Below are 16,291 nucleotides of genomic sequence, written 5' to 3'. Positions count from 1 at the left end.
ACAGTGACTGGCCGTCAGCCGACCACGGCGTTGTGTTCCCGCTTCGCCTGACCGTGGCAGGAGGCCAACCGGGCCAGCAGGTGATCGAGCTGCTCGGCACTCTGGCTCTGCACCAGGCCGATGCTCACGGTCACCGGACGCTGGGGCAGCAGGCTGGCGTCGGCGATCTCAAGACGCAGCCGCTCGGCAATCTCCAGGCCGCTCAACCGATCAGTCTGGGAGAGCATCAGGATGAAGCCGTCTTCGTCCCAACGGGCGAAGGGATCTTCCCGACGCAGCTCGCGGCGCACGATGCGGGCCAGCTTGGCCAGCATGGCGTCGCAGGCCGCCTCCCCGAACAACTGCAGGATCTTGCTGCGGTGATCCACGCTGAACTGCAGCAGACAGAAACTGCCGCTCTCGCTGGCCAGCCGTTCATCCAGCAACAGCTCGAAGTGGCTGCGGCTCTCGAGGCCGGTGAGGGGATCCGTGTCGTGGCGATCCTCCAGGGGCGCCATGGCGGCATCCAGATGGCGAACCACCCCCAGCAGTTGACCCCCTTCGTCACTACGGACCCGTTCCTCCAGCCGGATGTAATGGCCCTGATGGTGCAGGATGCGGTACTCGAGTCGAAGCCCGTTGCTGCGCCCTTGCTGGCAGGCCTCCAGGGCCTCTGCCAGACGGGGAGCATCATCCGGATGTACCCGATCCAGCCAGCCGAGATCTCCCAGCTCGCCCCCCTCCAGACCCAGCAGTTGCAGACAGGAAGGGTCCCGCCTCAGACCCTGCCCGGCCGACCAGGTCCAGATCCCGGCCTCTAACATCGCCATGGCCTGTGCCATCAGCGTCACCTCAAGGGGAGTGGTGACCTCAACCCCGGGAGTCTCATACCTTTCCATCACGCGCCTCGAAACCGGATCTGAATATCTGTCCAAGCAATCACACTCAATAAGTAACATTGGTGCTGGCGCCGAGCAACCGCGCCAGCATCGCTGGCCTCGCACCTCTCGCCCCCGGTGGTCCGCCATCAGCGGCCTGCCAGCCTCCAGCTACGAAGTGAAGCTCGACGTCACGCCACCTTGCCCTGATAGCCTGCCATCAGGGCCTGCCAGTTTTCCGGCACGAAGTGGAAGCTGGTGTGCAGTTGCGACTCCTTGTTGAAGGAGCGCAGCAACCGCTCCAGGTTGGCCTGCTGCCAGTTGCCGGGGGAGCGGATGGCTCCTTTGTCGAAGTCGATCACCCACACCTTGCCCTCCTTGTCGAGCAGCAGGTTGTGGCTGTTGAGATCCGCATGATAGACCCCTGCATCGTGCAACTGGCGCACCGTTTTGCCTATCTTGTGCCACACCTCACCGGCGATCGGCCCCTGCTTGAGCAGGGCCACCAGATCCTTGGCGCCGCGAATGCGCTCGATCAGGATGTCGGCCCGATAGAAGGGCCCCTGCTTGACCATGCGGGCCGCAAAGGGGCGCGGCACCGGCAGCCCCTGTTCACTCAAGGTCGCCAGCAGACGATATTCAGCCATGGCCCGGCTGCTCTCCACCCCTTCAAACCAGAACCGGTCACGCACCAGCTTGCCCACCATGCCGCCACGGTAGTAGTGACGCAGCACCAAGTGACGGGACTCATCCTTCACGAACCAGGTCACCCCGCGGCCGATGGAAGAGCCCACCACCTGGCGATGGGTCTGCCACCAGACAGGATCGAACAAGGCAGGGGAAGGGTCGCGGAAGACTCCGTCGGCATACCAGCAGACCTGGTTGTGGGTGGTGTGTGTCAGCATGATGAGAATTCCGGTCGATAGTGGGTGCAGGGCATCCATTCAGAAAGCCGTGCCGGTCGGGCAACCGGCGCAATTTTACAATCCACAGGGGAGTTTGCATAATGCCATCCATCCATTTTGCCATCGTTGCGCCACATCATGCCGCTGTTCCAAACGCCGCCCTCCTCCATCTGCATCCTGCGGCTCTCCGCCATCGGAGATTGCTGCCACGCGCTGGCGCTGGTACGCGTCATCCAGCGGGAGTGGCCCCAGACCCGCATCACCTGGATCACCGGCAAGATTGAGGCGACCCTGTTCGCCGATCTGCCGGGGGTCGAGGTCATTCCCTTCGACAAGAGCAAGGGGTGGCGCGGCTATCGCGATCTCTGGCAGACCCTCAAGGGGCGCAGGTTCGATGCCCTGCTCCACCTGCAGGCCGCCATGCGCGCCAGCATCGCCACCCTCGGCATCAAGGCCAAGGTCAAACTCGGGTTTGATCGGGAGCGCGCCAGCGACGGTCAGTGGCTGTTCACCAACCATCGAGTTCCCTCACCCGCCTCCCCCCACGTGCTGGACGGCTTTCTCGCCTTCGCCAAAGAGCTCGGGATAAAGGATCTGACCCCGGACTGGCAACCGCCCATCAGCGCCGAGCACCAGGCCTGGGCGAAGGAGAAAATTGGCGGCAAGCCGACCCTGCTCATCTGCGCCGCTGCCAGCAAGGCATTCAAGAATTGGACTGCCGCCGGCTATGCCGCGCTGGCGGATCACGCCGCAGACAAGGGCTTTCAGGTCTATCTGTGCGGCGGACCGGCCAGGCTGGAGCGGGATCTCGCCGCCGAGATCCAGCGCCTCAGCCAGAGCAAGCCGGCAGATTTGGTGGGGCAGACCAGCCTCAAGCAATTGCTGGCGCTGATTGGCGAGGCGAGCCTGGTGCTGGCCCCGGATACCGGCCCTGCCCACATGGCCACCCTGGTGGGAACACCCGTGATCGGCCTCTACGCCCACCACAACCCGGAGCGTACCGGACCCTATCTGTGCCGGGATTATCTGGTCAGCGTCTATCAGGAACTGATTGAGCAGGAGACCGGCAAGCCGCTGGCCGAGCTCGGCTGGCGCACCCGCCTCAAGGATGCGGACGCCATGGCCAAGATAAGCCGCGAGCGGGTCATCGCCGCCTTCGACCGCCTCTGTACCGACAAGCATCTTCTACCGACCCAGGGCAACTCGGAAATTCCGAGCCCTGGCGCAGGGATAATCTGATGGCCCGGCCCCGGCCCCGTGGGCAGAATGGCCCTCTATGCGGGTAACGCCCGCACAGCAAGCTACGGATATTTTGATCGGCTGGAATATGATTCCGGCCGTTTTTTTATCCGCCCCCATCTGCTAACATTCGCCGCCTTTACATCCTCCTGACTCTGATTCCTCCGCGCATTGCGAGCAACCGTCTCCCTTATCGGGCACAAGACGTCGGCCTCTGCTACAACCAAAGCGCGGATCATCGCTTAAAGGTACAGACATGGCGCAACAAGGCACTCTCTATATCATCTCTTCCCCGAGCGGGGCCGGTAAGTCCAGCCTGCTCAATGCCTTGCTGACCCAGCACAACGCCGCCGGCAAGATGCAGCTATCGGTCTCCCACACCACGCGCGCCACCCGTCCCGGTGAAGAGCACGGGGTGCACTACCACTTCGTCAAGGTGGAAGAGTTCAAGGCGCTGATCGAGCGCGGTGACTTTCTCGAGTGGGCAGAAGTCTTCGGCAACTACTACGGCACTTCCCGCGCCGCCATCGAGGCCTGCCTGGCGCAGGGCATCGACGTCTTCCTCGACATCGACTGGCAGGGCGCCCGCCAGATCCGCGAACAGATGCCTACCAAGTCCATCTTCATCCTGCCTCCCAGCCGCGAGGAGCTGGAGCGCCGCCTGATCGGCCGCGGCCAGGACAGCGCCGAGGTGATCAAGGGCCGGATGGAGAAAGCCATTGCCGAAATGGTGCACTATGACGAGTATGACTATGTCATCATCAATGAAGACTTTGAGCTGGCACTGTTCCAGCTCAGGGCCGTCATCGAGTGCCAGCGCCTGGAAATGCGTCAGCAACAGCAGGCCCAGCAAAACTTGCTGAAACAGCTACTGGCAGAGTAAGCCAAAAACAAGTAAACTTTTGCGTCATTTTTAAACACCGCTTTTTCAATCACAGAAAGCCCAAACACTGGAGTCCCGCATGGCCCGCGTTACTGTAGAAGATGCTGTAAAACAGGTAGGTAACCGTTTTGACCTGGTGCTGGTCGCCGCGCGCCGCGCTCGTCAAATCGCGGTACAAGGCAAGGATCCCCTGGTCGACGAAGAGAACGACAAGCCGACCGTGATCGCCCTGCGCGAGATCGAACTGGGTCTGGTCAACAACCAGGTGATGGATACTCAGGACCGCTACGAGCAGCAAGAGCAGGAAGCCGCCGAGCTGGCTGCCGTTGCTGCCATCGCAGAAGGTCGCGGCTAAGTCAGTCGCTTCCCATAGTCGGCGCCCGCCCGGGTGCCGGCTGTTCTCCCCATTTACAACCGCTCGAAAACCTCGCAAACTCGAGGGCATACCCTCAATTTCACGGATTGCCGTTTAACCGCTGCGGGGACTGTCTTGTATTTATTTGAAAATCTTAAAGAAATAGCCAGTTCCTACCTGCCACCCGAGCAGGTTGAGAAGCTCAGGCAAGCCTATGTGGTAGCCCGTGATGCTCACCAGGGACAGATGCGTTCCAGTGGTGAACCCTACATCACTCATCCCGTTGCCGTGGCCCGCATCCTGGGCGACATGCGCCTCGATCATGAGACTCTGATGGCTGCCGTGCTGCACGACGTCATCGAAGATACCCCTGTCACCAAGGACGATCTTGCCGAGCAGTTTGGCAACGCCGTCGCCGAGCTGGTCTCGGGTGTCTCCAAGCTCGACAAGCTGAAGTTCCGCGATCGCAAGGAAGCCCAGGTCGAGAACTTCCGCAAGATGATGATGGCCATGACCCAGGACATCCGGGTCATCCTGATCAAGCTGGCCGACCGCACTCACAACATGCGTACCCTCGGCTCCTTGCGACCGGACAAGCGCCGCCGCATCGCCCGGGAAACCCTCGAGATTTTCGCCCCCATCGCCAACCGCCTCGGTATTCACACCATGAAGAACGAGCTGGAAGAGCTCGGTTTCGAGGCGCTCTACCCCATGCGCTCCCGGGTACTGCGGGAATCGGTGCGCCGCGCCCGTGGCAACCGGCGCGAGATCATCGACTCCATCCAGAGCGAGATTGAGGGGCGTCTGCGGGAAGCCGGTATCGATGCCCAGGTGAGCGGACGCGAGAAGAACCTGTTCTCCATCTACAACAAGATGGAGAAGAAAGAACTGCAATTCCACGAAGTGATGGATATCTATGCTTTCAGAGTGAGAGTGAAAGACATAGACACCTGCTACCGGGTGCTTGGGCAGATGCACAGCCTCTACAAGCCGCGCCCCGGTCGCTTCAAGGACTACATCGCCATCCCCAAGACCAACGGCTACCAGTCCCTGCACACCTCCCTGGTTGGGCCCCACGGGGTACCGGTGGAGGTGCAGATCCGCACCGAGTTCATGGACCAGATGGCCGACAAGGGCGTCGCCGCCCACTGGGCCTACAAGCAGGATGGGGACAGCTCGGGCACCACGGCCCAGATCCGCGCCCAACGCTGGATGCAGAGCCTGCTGGAGCTGCAACAGAGCGCCGGCAGCTCCTTCGAGTTCATCGAGGGAGTCAAGACCGACCTCTTCCCCGACGAGATCTACGTCTTCACACCGGAGGGCCGCATCATGGAGCTGCCCGCCGGCGCCACCCCGGTGGACTTCGCCTACACGGTGCACACCGACATCGGTCACGCCTGCGTCGGTTCCCGGGTCGACCGCCACCCCTATCCGCTCAGCAGCCCGCTGCACTCCGGTCAGACTGTGGAGATCATCACGGCCCCCGGCGCCCGCCCGAATGCGGCCTGGCTCAACTTCGTGGTGACTACCAAGGCGCGCTCCAAGATCCGCCAGTTCCTCAAGAATCTGCGCACCGAAGAGTCCGTGGTGCTGGGCCGCCGCCTGCTCAACCATGCCCTCGGCGCCAAGAACATCGAAGACATCCCGGAAGCCCGCGTCAAGCAGGTGCTGGCCGACACCAAACACGAGAACCTGCAGGGGCTGCTGGCCGACGTGGGCCTTGGCAACGCCATGAGCGTCATGGTGGCACGCCGCATGCTCGGGGATGAGCTGCCGCCGGAAGAGCAACCCAAATCCACCAGCAAAAAGATGCCGATCAAGGGGGCCGACGGCATGCTGGTCACCTTCGCCAACTGCTGCCGCCCCATCCCGGGGGACGCCATCATCGCCCACATCAGCCCGGGCAAAGGACTGGTGATCCACCAAGAGTCCTGCCGCAACATCAAGGGCTACAGCCGCGAACCGGACAAATACCTGCCGGTGCAGTGGGAGGTGGACAAGGAGCAGGAGCAGGAATTCCGCACCGGCATCAGCATCGAGATCGTCAACCACCAGGGCGCCCTGGCGGAGCTGGCCAACGTGATTGCCGCCACCGGCGCCAACATCCACGCCATCAGCACCGAGGAGAAAGATGGCCGGGTCTATGTGGTCACCCTGCTCATCACCACCAAGAGCCGGATCCACCTCGCCAACATCATGCGCAAGATCCGGGTCATGCCCAACGTGCTCAGGGTGAGCCGACAGAAAAACTGAACACAGGCGGCGCAAGCCGCCTGCTGCTTTTCAAGAGATACCCAGGGCCCCATGCCGCAGGCCACCAGCCTTGTTGCATGCACCGGCCTCACGACATAGAAACCGACATGACTCCTGAACGCTTCAAACGCATTTCCGACATGCTGGCCCAGCGCCAGCTCGACCTGACCGTCTGCATGGAAGAGGTTCATAAACCTCACAACCTGGCCGCCATCGTGCGCACCGCCGATGCCATCGGCATCCACCGGGTGCACGCGGTCTGGCCCAAGAGCTGGATCCACAAGCGCAAGGGCACCGCCCGCGGCAGCCAGAACTGGGTGGACGTGAAGCTGCACCCGGACATCGGCAGTGCCGTGACCGAACTCAAAGCCTCCGGCATGCAGATCCTGGCGACCCACCTCTCCGATAGCTCCGTGGACTTTCGTGCCATCGACTACACCAAACCCACCGCCATCCTGGTGGGCCAGGAGAAGCACGGCATCGGCGAAGAGGCGCTGGCCCTGGCCGATCACCATATCGTCATCCCCATGGTGGGCATGGTGCAGTCCCTCAACGTCTCGGTGGCCGCCGCCGCCATCCTCTACGAGGCCCAGCGCCAGCGCGAACTGGCCGGCTGTTATCTGCGCGGCTGCCCACTCAGCCTGGAAGAGCAGAACACCATCTTGTTCGAGGGGGGCTATCCCGTCTATGCCCAGCTCTGCAAGGAGAAAGAGATGCCCTACCCCCAGCTCGGTCCGGCCGGCGAGATCCTGGCGGACGAACGCTGGTGGCAGCAGATGCAGCTGACGCGCAAAGGATGGGCCGCACAACAGGAAGAAGATGAATGGCAGGATCAGTGATGGAGAATCCGTTCGGCAGCTGGCTGGAATCCCAGGTCATACGGGATCATCTGACCAACCCCAATATCGAGGCCGGGGAGTACAGCTATTACTCCGGCTACTACCATGGCAAGCCGTTCGAGGATCATTGCGTGCGCTACCTGCTCGGCGATGGCTCGACGCGAGAGTCCTGGGACAGTGGCCAGTGGGGTAAGGAAGTTGACCGTCTGATCATCGGCAAGTTCTGCTCCATCGCCTCCGGCGCCACCTTCATGCTGGCGGGCAACCAGGGTCACCGGATGGACTGGGTATCCACCTTCCCCTTCGATGCCGCCCGCTTCGGTGACGGCGTGCAGGACGGTTTTCTGCGCAAGGGAGACACCCGGATCGGCAACGATGTCTGGATCGGCTCGGAAGCCATGATCATGCCCGGCATCACCATCGGCGATGGCGCCGTCATTGCCACCCGGGCCGTGGTCACCCGGGATGTGGCCCCCTACTCCATAGTGGGCGGCAACCCGGCCAAGCCGATCCGCCCCCGCTTTGACGAGGAGCAGGTCGCCATGCTGCAAGCCATGCAGTGGTGGGACTGGCCGCTGCCCAGCCTGCAAGCCGCCATGCCCCTGCTCTGCTCGAACGATATCACTGCGCTCTACCACCACTGGCGCGAGGAGCTTGCCCGATGAAACCTGCCTCCCTTTCCCTGCTGGCCCTGACCCTGTTTTCTGCCGGAGCCCTTGCCGTGAACAATCCTTACCAGCTGACCACTGAAGCCGACGTTCCCGCCCTCTATCAGCAGACCCTGCCCGACTTCTGGCGCCAGCATGCCGTCGAGGGGGAGTTCCAGGGCAAGGACGGGGTCACCCTCCGCTATGCCGCCCTGCGCCAGCCCAAGATCGATCGCGCCATCCTCATCGTCAACGGCCGGGTCGAGAGCTACCTCAAGTATCAGGAGCTGGCCTGGGATCTCTGGCGCCAGGGTTACAGCCTCTACCTCATCGATCATCGCGGCCAGGGAATGTCAGACCGCATGCTAGCCGACAAAGAGAAGGGGTATGTCGACCAGTTCGACGACTATGTCGCCGATCTCAAACAGTTTCATGACGAAGTGATTGTACCGGACAAGCCTGCCAAGCTGTTCCTGCTGGCCCACTCCATGGGGGGGGCCATCTCGGCCCGCTATCTGGAACGCTGGCCGAACGACATCCAGGCGGCGGTGCTCTCCTCCCCCATGATGGGCATCAACCTCGGCGGCCTACCCAAGTGGCTGGCCAAGGGGTTGGCGGCCACCATCGGCACGGTCGGCGGCTGGGTGGGCGAGCCCCCCTACGGCCCGGGTCAGGGACCCTATGAGGATCACGGCTTTGCCGACAACGAGCTGACCCACAGCACGGCGCGTTATGAGGCCTTCCGCCAGATCTACGAACAGCATCCCCAGGTCAGGCTGGGGGGCGCCACCGCCCACTGGATCCATCAGGCCATCACAGGGTCGGACGCGGCCGTGGCCGACGCCGGCGCCATCAAGACGCCGCTGCTGCTGCTGCAGGCCGGTGAGGACAGCGTGGTGGACAACGCCGCCCAGGAGGCCTTCTGCGCCAAGGCCCAATGTGAAGGGAGCAAGCCGCTGCGCATCGACGGGGCCTGGCACGAGCTCTTCATCGAGGCGGATCCCCAGCGCCAGGCCGCGCTCAATGCAACCCTGGCCTTCTTCGCGCGCTACTGACGCGACCAGAAGGGGCTGGTTATTTTTTGGATCCCTAAATAAATGGGGTGACGGCAGACGCTGGGGTACACTCCCCCGGCGTTCAATTGAAGTCGAGGTAATGATGTTCAAGGTAGTTGTGTCCGATCTCGATGGTACCCTGCTCAACGGGCAGCACCAGATCTCCTCCCGCACCCGGGATACCCTGCACCGTCTGGTCGATCAGGGCGTCAAATTCGTGGTCGCCACCGGCCGCCATCACGTGGACGTGCGCAGCATCCGCGATGCGCTGGGGCTGGATATCTACCTCATCACCTCCAACGGCGCCGTGGTGCACGACAAGCAGGACCAGCTGGTCTACAACCAGGCACTGCCGGCCACAGTGGCGGCCGAACTGATCGCCCTCGAGCGCGACCCCTCCATCCACATCAACGTCTACTACGGCGACGAGTGGCTGGTGGAAGAGGAGCTGCCCTGGTTGCTGCAGTTCCATCACGACTCCGGCTTCAGCTACCGCCTGGCGGATCTGGCCAACCACCCGAAGGACAGGGTCAACAAGGTGTTCTACATCGGCGACCACGACAAGCTGCTGAAGATAGAGGCGCACCTCAACCAGCAATATGGTGATCGGATCAACGTCACCTTCTCCCTGCCTGACTGCCTCGAGGTGATGCACGCCGGCGTGCACAAGGGCAATGCCGTGCGCGCCGTGCTGGAGCAGCACGGGCTGGAGATGTCCCAGGCAGTGGCCTTTGGCGATGGCATGAACGACTTCGAGATGCTGAGCATGGTGGGCCGTGGCGTCGTCATGGGCAACGCCCACGATCGCCTCAAACAGGCCCTGCCAGAGCATGAACAGACCCTCACTTCCGATGAAGATGGCGTTGCCGTCTATCTGGAGAAACTGTTCGCCTCCCAGACCCGCTGATACGGTACTCCCGTCGCGGATCGAAAAAGGGTGGCCACATGGGCCACCCTTTTTGCTTCTCGCTCTCTTGTCACCACGTCAGTGCCGGGTGCATCAGACGGTTCAACAGCGTGCCGGATGGCGTCCACTCAAAGCTCTGGTTGGCGCCGCCATAGCATTCGGCGAGGCGCAGGGGGACGGCCGGCTTATGACGGCGACCCGCCACATCCAGGCACAGTGACACCTGCCGATTGAACAGACGATCCCCCTGCCACTGCCATTGATGGCTCTCCTCCCGGCACGCCTCCATCCCCAGACCATCCTCCCCTTTGGCGACCAGGCAATCCCCGGCCAGTTGCAGGGCACCGACATCCCAGCTGAATGACTGGTTCGATTGCTGATCGCAGGGCTGAGTCAGCAGACGGCCCTGCTCGCTCAGGGTCACGCAGAAACCACCACTGGTCACCAAGGTGGCCTCGAGTTCGGCCTTTGGCTTGGGGGCGGCGCCCATCAGAAGATCTTCCGGTTTTGGCTGCAGGGCGCAGCCGCCCAGCAGCAGTGCGGCCATGGCCAGCACGGAGAGTTGAAGAGAAGTGATATGGTGATGCATAGGCCTTGTATCTGGTCCGTGCCCGAGCGTCCCCTGTCTCGCGGCTCCGGGCCCCAGCATAGCGAACTCGTGGCGAACAGGCGCCTGAAGAAGTGTAAAAAGACGTGACAGGAAAAAGCAGAAGAGAAACGCCAAAAAGCAAAAACCCCGCCTGAGCGGGGTTTTCAAATGTGGTCGGTGATAAAGGATTCGAACCTTTGACCCTCTGGTCCCAAACCAGATGCGCTACCGGGCTGCGCTAATCACCGAAGGGGTATTCCAAAAACACAAAGATGACCATCTGGTCATCCTCGTCATACAGCAAGTATGGTGCGAAGAGAGGGACTCGAACCCTCACACCCGGGGGGCACTAACACCTGAAGCTAGCGCGTCTACCAATTCCGCCACCTTCGCGTACCTGACAAGCTGTAAAATGGGGTGGCTGATGGGGCTCGAACCCACGACAACCGGAATCACAATCCGGGACTCTACCAACTGAGCTACAGCCACCACAGCTGTTTTCGTTCTTCAACACGCCCGTTTAACCGGCGCACTTTTGATGGTGCGCCCGACAGGATTCGAACCTGTGACCTCTGCCTCCGGAGGGCAGCGCTCTATCCAGCTGAGCTACGGGCGCTACGCTGTCGAACGGGGCGCATTATTGATGATGATGCCGACCTTGTCTACTCTTTTTTTGACACAAAGAATCAAGTGCCTGTTTTTCAATCACTTCCGACCCTTTTCAACTATTTTTGTTTTGTTCAGGCTGGATCCAGCAATTCCCCACTACTTTTTGAATCCCTCACCCCATAGGGTCAAAGATGATGGGCAATGCTTGACTTGCCTTTGCGCCCACCTAGAATGAATGAACGTTCATTCAGTCGTTGACCTCTGATAACCATGGATAAGAAAGAACGCATTTTCGAAGCAGCTCACGAGATCCTCGGCGAGCAGGGCTTCTACGGCCTTTCCATTGCCGTGGTCGCCAAGAAAGCCAAGGTGGCGGCAGGTACCATCTATCGCTATTTCAGCGACAAGGATGACCTGATCCGCCAGCTCTATCAGCACACTATCCTCAAGTTTCATCCCCTGGTCATGGAAGGTGTGCAGATAGAAGAGGTGTCCTATGAGCAGTATCGACGCCTCTGGCTCAACATCGATGCCATCTTCACCAGCTACCCCAATGCACTCAAGTGCAAATTGCAGTACGAAAGTTCTCCATTGGGGGCTGAATTGGAGCGGGATCCGGTCATAATGGCGACGTGGGCGCCACTTGAGCGCTTCTTTGAGCAAGGACGCCAACAGGGACTCTTCATCGATCTCCCCATTCTGGTGTTGCAAGCATTGAGTCTGGATTGCGTGGCCAACCTGGCACAGCAGCGCCGGGTTCACGATTTCGAATTGACGCAGGAACAGCTGGAGACGGTCATCCGGGCCAGCTGGAATGCCATTTTAAACCCTAATGTTTCCATCACAGGAGCCTGTTCATGAAAAAGTGGATGGCCATCATGTTGCTGATAGCACTCGCCCTGTTTGGCAGTGTCATCGGCTTCAATATGTTCAAGCAGAAGAAGATTGCAGAGTTCATGGCCAATCGGCCCGAGCCCGAGTTCCCTGTCACTGCCATGGTCACCAAGGCGCAGGACTGGGTCCCCACCATTGAAGCCATCGGCTTCATCGAGCCGAACCAGGGGGTCACCCTCTCCAGCGAGCTGTCAGGCACCATCGACAGCATCCGGTTCGAATCCGGGGCACATGTCAAAGCGGATCAACTGCTGCTGAGCCTGGACTCCAGTGTGGAAAAAGCCAATCTGAACTCCTCCCAGGCCAGGCTGCCGGCAGCCAGGGCCAAGTTCGAGCGCTACAAGAACCTCTATCAGAAGAACTCCATCTCCCGGGACCAGCTGGATGATGCCGAGGCAAGCTACCGCTCCCTGGAGGCGGACATCGACAGTCTGAAGGCCACCATCGCCCGTCGTGAGGTGCGAGCCCCCTTCAGCGGTGCCGTGGGCCTGCGCAACGTCTTCCTCGGCCAGTATCTGGAACCGGGTACCCAGATTGTGCGCCTGGAAGACACCAGCGTGATGCGCCTGCGCTTCACCGTGCCCCAGACCGACATCTCCAAAATCACCCTGGGACAGACCATCAAGATCAACGTGGATGCCTATCCCCAGACCCAGTTTGACGGCCAGATCACGGCCATCGAGCCCGCGGTCAACTATCAGAGCGGCCTGATCCAGGTGCAGGCAGACATTCCGAACAACGACGGCCAGCTCCGTTCCGGCATGTTCGCCCGCGCCAGCATCATACTGCCCACGGTGAAAGACCAGATCGTGATCCCGCAGTCCGCCATCTCCTTCACCCTCTATGGCGAGAACGTCTACGTCATTCACGAGGCTGACGGCGTGAAACGCGCCAAGCAGGTGGTGGTCAAGGCAGGTGAGCGTCGCGGCAACGATGTCCATGTGCTGTCCGGCATCAAGGCTGGCGATCAAATCGTGCTGTCGGGTCAGGTTCGCCTGAGCAACGATACCAAGGTGCACGTGGTCGAGAACGATGCCCTTGCCGTTCCGGCACAAACCCCGATGCTGTAAGCGCGGAGAGCTGCGATGCGATTTACTGACATATTCATAAAACGGCCTGTGCTGGCGATCTCGCTCAGCTTCCTGATAGCCCTGCTGGGCTTCCAGGCCATCTTCAAGATGCAGGTGCGTGAATACCCCGAGGTGATCAATACCGTCATCACGGTCAACACCAGCTACTATGGCGCCAGTGCGGACCTGATCCAGGGCTTCATCACCCAGCCCCTGGAGCAGGCGGTCGCCCAGGCCGACAACATCGACTTCATGACCTCCTCGAGCCAGCTGGGCAGTTCCACGGTGACGGCGTACATGAAGCTCAACACCGATCCGAACGCCGCGCTGTCCGACATCCTGGCCAAGGTCAACTCGGTGCGTTCCCAGTTGCCCAAAGAGGCGGAAGACCCTTCGGTCACCTCCTCCACCGGCTCCACCACGGCGGTGCTCTACATGGGCTTCACCAGCCCGGAGCTCAACTCCAGCCAGATCACCGACTACCTGGAGCGGGTCATCAAGCCCCAGCTGTTTACCGTGGGCGGGGTCTCCAAGGTGGATCTGTATGGCGGGGTCGAATTCGCCCTGCGGGTGTGGCTGGATCCGGCCAAGATGGCCGCCTTTGACCTGACCTCAAGCGACGTGATGACGGTGCTCAACAGCAACAACTATCAATCCGCGACCGGCCAGGCCACCGGCTATTTCACCCTGTTCAACGGCAACGCCGAGACCCAGGTCGGCAACATCGAAGAGCTCAAGCGTCTGGTGGTCGCCACCCGCGACAGCAAGGTGATCCGTCTCTCCGACATCGCCAAGGTCTCCCTGGAGAAGAGCCACGACATCTATCGCGCCAGCGCCAACGGCCGCGAGGCCGTGGTTCTGGCCATCAACGCAGCCCCGACAGCCAACCCCATCAACATCGCCCACGATGTGCTGGAGCTGCTGCCGAGCCTGAAGCGCAACATGCCGAGCACCATGCAGGTGAACGTCCTGTATGACTCCACCATCGCCATCAACGAATCCATCCACGAGGTCATCAAGACCATACTGGAGGCGGCCGCCATCGTACTGGTGGTGATCACCCTGTTCCTCGGTTCGTTCCGGGCGGTCATCATCCCCATCATCACCATTCCCCTAAGCCTCATCGGCGTGGTGATGATGATGGACATGTTCGGCTTCTCCATAAACCTCATGACCCTGCTGGCGATGGTGCTGGCCATCGGTCTGGTGGTGGATGACGCAATCGTGGTGCTGGAGAACGTCGACCGTCACATCAAGGAAGGGGAAGAGCCGTTCCGGGCCGCCATCATAGGTACCCGGGAGATCGCCGTGCCCGTCATCGCCATGACGGTCACCCTGGCGGCGGTGTATGCGCCCATCGCCCTGATGGGGGGCATCACCGGCTCCCTGTTCAAGGAGTTCGCGCTGACCCTGGCGGGCGCCGTGTTCGTCTCGGGCATCATCGCCCTGACCCTGTCGCCCATGATGTGCGCCAAGATGCTCAGGGCCAACGAGGAGCCCGGCAAGTTCGAGCGTACCGTACACGATCTGCTGGACCGGATGACGGCCCGCTACGACGCCATGCTCCATGCCGTGATGCAAAAGCGCATCGTGGTCATCCTGTTTGCCGTCATCGTGTTCGCCAGCCTGCCGCTGCTGTTCAAGTTCATTCCGAGCGAGCTGGCCCCGTCCGAGGACAAAGGCGTCATGGCGGTGCTGGGGACGGCACCTTCCAACGCCAACCTGGACTACATCGAAAACACCATGGCGGACGTGAACAAAGTCCTGGACGACCAGCCGGAGATCGCTTACTCCCAGGTCTTCTCAGGGGTGTTCAACTCCAATCAGGCGTTCGGTATCGCCTCCATGGTGCCCTGGAGCCAGCGTGAAGCGAGCCAGAAAGAGGTGCTGGACCGGGTCGCCGGTCTGGTGAAGGACATCCCCGGGATGGCCATCACCACCTTCCAGTTCCCGGAACTGCCGGGGGCCTCGAGCGGTCTGCCCATCCAGTTCGTCATCACCACCCCGAACAGCTTCGAGAGCCTGTTCCTGATCGCGGGTGAGATGCTGGCGGCAACCCAGGCCAACGGCCAGTTCGTCTATTCGGATCTCGATCTGAACTACGACTCGGCCACCATGAAGATCAGCATCGACAAGGACAAGGCGGGTGCCTACGGCATCACCATGCAGGACATCGGCATCACCATGGGCACCATGATGGCGGACGGTTACGTCAACCGTATCGACCTGGATGGCCGCTCCTACGAGGTGATCCCGCAGGTGGAGCGCAAGTTCCGTCTCAACCCCGAGTCCATCAAGGGCTACTACGTGCGTGCCGCCGACGGCAAGTCGATCCCGCTGGGCAGCCTGATCAAGATTGAAGTGAAGGGAGAGCCCCGTGCCCTGCCCCACTTCAACCAGCTGAACTCCGCCACCATCGGCGCCGTGCCGGCACCTGGCGTGGCCATGGGGGATGCGATCAACTGGTTCAAGGCGACCGCGGAAGAGAAGCTGCCCCAAGGCTATCGTTACGACTTCATGGGGGAAGCCCGCCAGTTCGTGACCGAAGGGAATGCGCTCTACGCCACCTTCGCCCTGGCCCTGGCCATCATCTTCCTGGTGCTGGCGATCCAGTTCGAATCCGTGCGTGACCCGCTGGTCATCATGGTGTCGGTGCCGCTGGCCATCAGTGGCGCGCTGATCGCCCTGGCGTGGGGCATGGCCACCATGAACATCTACTCCCAGGTCGGTCTCATCACCCTCGTCGGTCTGATTACCAAGCACGGTATTCTGATCTGCGAGGTGGCGAAGGAGGAGCAGCTGCTCCATGGTCTGAACCGGATGCAAGCCGTGATGCAGGCTGCCAAGGTCCGTCTGCGCCCCATCCTGATGACCACGGCGGCGATGATCGCAGGCCTTATCCCGCTGCTCTATGCCTCGGGTGCGGGGGCGGCACAGCGCTTCAGCATCGGCATCGTCATCGTGGCGGGTCTGGCCATCGGCACCCTGTTCACCCTGTTCGTGCTGCCGGTCATCTACACCTTCCTGGCATCCGAGCACAAGCCGCTGCCGGAATTCGACGAATCCATCCCGGCAAAAGCCAAGGGCGGTCACTGATCCCAGCCCACACAAACAAGGCCCCGAAAGGGGCCTTATTTTTATCCATTGGATGACACACGACATAAGTCCATGAAGCAGTTAAACTAAACC

The 16,291-nt window shown here is 61.3% G+C and carries 14 protein-coding genes and 4 tRNA genes; 11 read left to right on the top strand and 7 right to left on the bottom strand.

Annotated elements, in window-relative coordinates; genetic code table 11:
• Window positions 1-14: 14 nt before the first annotated feature.
• Both ACVDHI_RS16070 and ACVDHI_RS16065 read right to left on the bottom strand, forming a co-directional pair.
• On the bottom strand, window positions 15-878 hold the full coding sequence (locus ACVDHI_RS16070; RefSeq protein WP_324063046.1) for a GGDEF domain-containing protein: 864 nt from the start codon (window positions 876-878) through the stop codon (window positions 15-17).
• A 170-nt stretch (window positions 879-1,048) separates the two neighbouring features.
• On the bottom strand, window positions 1,049-1,762 hold the full coding sequence (locus ACVDHI_RS16065; protein ID WP_010672321.1) for a 3-deoxy-D-manno-octulosonic acid kinase: 714 nt from the start codon (window positions 1,760-1,762) through the stop codon (window positions 1,049-1,051).
• 138 nt (window positions 1,763-1,900) lie between these two features.
• Between ACVDHI_RS16065 and ACVDHI_RS16060 the strand changes: the two genes are divergently transcribed.
• From ACVDHI_RS16060 to ACVDHI_RS16025, 8 genes are all read left to right on the top strand, one after another.
• On the top strand, window positions 1,901-3,001 hold the full coding sequence (locus ACVDHI_RS16060; protein ID WP_324063048.1) for a glycosyltransferase family 9 protein: 1,101 nt from the start codon (window positions 1,901-1,903) through the stop codon (window positions 2,999-3,001).
• Between the two features lie 256 nt (window positions 3,002-3,257).
• Window positions 3,258-3,884, top strand: coding sequence for a guanylate kinase (gene gmk / locus ACVDHI_RS16055; RefSeq protein ID WP_039040668.1), 627 nt, complete (start codon window positions 3,258-3,260; stop codon window positions 3,882-3,884).
• Between the two features lie 79 nt (window positions 3,885-3,963).
• Window positions 3,964-4,239 (top strand): DNA-directed RNA polymerase subunit omega, encoded by a 276-nt coding sequence (gene rpoZ, locus ACVDHI_RS16050; RefSeq protein WP_005307060.1) that lies wholly within the window; start codon window positions 3,964-3,966, stop codon window positions 4,237-4,239.
• A 135-nt stretch (window positions 4,240-4,374) separates the two neighbouring features.
• Window positions 4,375-6,492 (top strand): bifunctional GTP diphosphokinase/guanosine-3',5'-bis pyrophosphate 3'-pyrophosphohydrolase, encoded by a 2,118-nt coding sequence (gene spoT, locus ACVDHI_RS16045; RefSeq protein WP_039040667.1) that lies wholly within the window; start codon window positions 4,375-4,377, stop codon window positions 6,490-6,492.
• A gap of 107 nt (window positions 6,493-6,599) precedes the next feature.
• Complete coding sequence (trmH, locus tag ACVDHI_RS16040) at window positions 6,600-7,331, top strand: tRNA (guanosine(18)-2'-O)-methyltransferase TrmH (RefSeq protein ID WP_447212272.1); 732 nt, start codon at window positions 6,600-6,602, stop codon at window positions 7,329-7,331.
• Entirely contained in the window at window positions 7,331-7,996 is a 666-nt protein-coding gene (locus ACVDHI_RS16035) for a CatB-related O-acetyltransferase (protein WP_039040665.1), read from the top strand. The genes trmH and ACVDHI_RS16035 overlap by 1 nt, the downstream gene beginning before the upstream one ends.
• On the top strand, window positions 7,993-9,033 hold the full coding sequence (locus ACVDHI_RS16030; protein ID WP_447212271.1) for an alpha/beta fold hydrolase: 1,041 nt from the start codon (window positions 7,993-7,995) through the stop codon (window positions 9,031-9,033). The genes ACVDHI_RS16035 and ACVDHI_RS16030 overlap by 4 nt, the downstream gene beginning before the upstream one ends.
• Before the next feature lie 103 nt (window positions 9,034-9,136).
• Window positions 9,137-9,940, top strand: coding sequence for a Cof-type HAD-IIB family hydrolase (locus ACVDHI_RS16025; RefSeq protein WP_039040694.1), 804 nt, complete (start codon window positions 9,137-9,139; stop codon window positions 9,938-9,940).
• A 70-nt stretch (window positions 9,941-10,010) separates the two neighbouring features.
• Here ACVDHI_RS16025 and ACVDHI_RS16020 read toward each other — a convergent pair whose 3' ends face one another.
• From ACVDHI_RS16020 to ACVDHI_RS16000, 5 genes are all read right to left on the bottom strand, one after another.
• Window positions 10,011-10,529 (bottom strand): ricin-type beta-trefoil lectin domain protein, encoded by a 519-nt coding sequence (locus tag ACVDHI_RS16020; RefSeq protein ID WP_277856461.1) that lies wholly within the window; start codon window positions 10,527-10,529, stop codon window positions 10,011-10,013.
• A gap of 171 nt (window positions 10,530-10,700) precedes the next feature.
• Window positions 10,701-10,777: transfer RNA gene (locus tag ACVDHI_RS16015), tRNA-Pro, on the bottom strand.
• A 59-nt stretch (window positions 10,778-10,836) separates the two neighbouring features.
• Window positions 10,837-10,922: transfer RNA gene (locus ACVDHI_RS16010), tRNA-Leu, on the bottom strand.
• 20 nt (window positions 10,923-10,942) lie between these two features.
• Window positions 10,943-11,018, bottom strand: a tRNA-His gene (locus ACVDHI_RS16005).
• A gap of 50 nt (window positions 11,019-11,068) precedes the next feature.
• Window positions 11,069-11,145 (bottom strand) — tRNA-Arg (locus tag ACVDHI_RS16000).
• Window positions 11,146-11,408: 263 nt separating this feature from the next.
• Between ACVDHI_RS16000 and ACVDHI_RS15995 the strand changes: the two genes are divergently transcribed.
• The 3 genes from ACVDHI_RS15995 to ACVDHI_RS15985 are packed head-to-tail and all read left to right on the top strand — an operon-like array spanning window position 11,409 to window position 16,198.
• Entirely contained in the window at window positions 11,409-11,999 is a 591-nt protein-coding gene (locus ACVDHI_RS15995; protein ID WP_042016162.1) for a TetR/AcrR family transcriptional regulator, read from the top strand.
• A complete protein-coding gene (locus ACVDHI_RS15990) occupies window positions 11,996-13,102 on the top strand; it encodes an efflux RND transporter periplasmic adaptor subunit (protein WP_039040661.1) in 1,107 nt (368 codons plus the stop codon). Before ACVDHI_RS15995 ends, ACVDHI_RS15990 begins: the two co-directional genes overlap by 4 nt.
• Before the next feature lie 15 nt (window positions 13,103-13,117).
• The gene (locus ACVDHI_RS15985) at window positions 13,118-16,198 is read left to right on the top strand and encodes a multidrug efflux RND transporter permease subunit (RefSeq protein WP_039040660.1); all 3,081 of its coding nucleotides are present in this window, start codon (window positions 13,118-13,120) and stop codon (window positions 16,196-16,198) included.
• Window positions 16,199-16,291: the final 93 nt, after the last annotated feature.

The organism is Aeromonas sp. 25-248, from assembly GCF_053005425.1.
The sequence above is the reverse complement of the archived record's forward strand: the minus strand, read 5'-3'. Positions and strand labels throughout refer to the sequence as shown.

Bases quoted from the DNA above. Each gene is read 5' to 3' on its own strand.
- ACVDHI_RS16070 (WP_324063046.1), bottom strand. From the start codon at position 878: ATGGAAAGGTATGAGACTCCCGGGGTTGAGGTCACCACTCCCCTTGAG.
- ACVDHI_RS16065 (WP_010672321.1), bottom strand. From the start codon at position 1,762: ATGCTGACACACACCACCCACAACCAGGTCTGCTGGTATGCCGACGGA.
- ACVDHI_RS16060 (WP_324063048.1), top strand. From the start codon at position 1,901: ATGCCGCTGTTCCAAACGCCGCCCTCCTCCATCTGCATCCTGCGGCTC.
- gmk (WP_039040668.1), top strand. From the start codon at position 3,258: ATGGCGCAACAAGGCACTCTCTATATCATCTCTTCCCCGAGCGGGGCC.
- rpoZ (WP_005307060.1), top strand. From the start codon at position 3,964: ATGGCCCGCGTTACTGTAGAAGATGCTGTAAAACAGGTAGGTAACCGT.
- trmH (WP_447212272.1), top strand. From the start codon at position 6,600: ATGACTCCTGAACGCTTCAAACGCATTTCCGACATGCTGGCCCAGCGC.
- ACVDHI_RS16035 (WP_039040665.1), top strand. From the start codon at position 7,331: ATGGAGAATCCGTTCGGCAGCTGGCTGGAATCCCAGGTCATACGGGAT.
- ACVDHI_RS16030 (WP_447212271.1), top strand. From the start codon at position 7,993: ATGAAACCTGCCTCCCTTTCCCTGCTGGCCCTGACCCTGTTTTCTGCC.
- ACVDHI_RS16025 (WP_039040694.1), top strand. From the start codon at position 9,137: ATGTTCAAGGTAGTTGTGTCCGATCTCGATGGTACCCTGCTCAACGGG.
- ACVDHI_RS16020 (WP_277856461.1), bottom strand. From the start codon at position 10,529: ATGCATCACCATATCACTTCTCTTCAACTCTCCGTGCTGGCCATGGCC.
- ACVDHI_RS15995 (WP_042016162.1), top strand. From the start codon at position 11,409: ATGGATAAGAAAGAACGCATTTTCGAAGCAGCTCACGAGATCCTCGGC.
- ACVDHI_RS15990 (WP_039040661.1), top strand. From the start codon at position 11,996: ATGAAAAAGTGGATGGCCATCATGTTGCTGATAGCACTCGCCCTGTTT.
- ACVDHI_RS15985 (WP_039040660.1), top strand. From the start codon at position 13,118: ATGCGATTTACTGACATATTCATAAAACGGCCTGTGCTGGCGATCTCG.